The organism is Streptomyces lydicus (assembly GCF_000717345.1).
GTDB lineage: Bacteria > Actinomycetota > Actinomycetes > Streptomycetales > Streptomycetaceae > Streptomyces > Streptomyces lydicus.
Window position 1 is genome coordinate 1 of the sequence record NZ_JNZA01000101.1, and the last position, 676, is coordinate 676.

1 protein-coding gene is annotated in these 676 nt (G+C 69.5%); it reads right to left on the minus strand.

Annotated elements, in window-relative coordinates:
* A partial coding sequence (locus tag OO62_RS36165; RefSeq protein ID WP_033271973.1) for a phosphotransferase family protein occupies window positions 1–676 on the minus strand: 676 nt, incomplete at both ends.

Genomic DNA, 676 nt, shown 5'->3' on the forward strand with positions numbered 1-676 from the left:
CGGCCGCGGCCAGCACCCCGCCGGCCTCCTCATACGCCTCAGAGAACCGCAGACCCCACGACGGGCCGTGCAGCAGCGCGAGATTGGTCGAGCAGTGCGCCACATCCAGATCCGCCGGCCCCCAGGAGGTCGCTGCCCAGTCGACGACCCCCGTGATCCGGGCATCTGCCGGCCTTGAGGGCAGCACGTCGAACAGCACGTTGCCGGGTTGGAAGTCCCGGTGCAGGAATCGCCCTTCATAGGGCGGCGCAGGTTTGCGGATCACGTCGATCGCCGCGGCCCATGCCGCTGCGTCGGCGCCCTTCGGAGTCACGACGGTGTCGGCGGTCGTCAACGTCACGTACCCCCGGGGCCGCACGGCGGGTCGCAACGCGTGGATCGCCACGAGTTGCCGGGCCAGCAGAGGGACGCGCGTCTCCACTCCCTCATCGTCGAGGACTGTCCGTCCCGCCAGATGTGTCCTCAGAAGCGATGGATACTCGCAATGCGCTGCGGTCGGATCAACCGCGACCAGTCCGGGAGCCGGCACGCCGGTCCCCGTGAGCAGGGTCAGGGCGCCGGCCTCCCTGTTCAGCCAGTCCTCGGCGTGCTCCACGTTGACGAAGGTCCGCAGCACCAGGTCACGGGTGCTTCCGTCCGGCGCGCCGATGGTCAGCCGCCGTATTTCGGCAGTGAT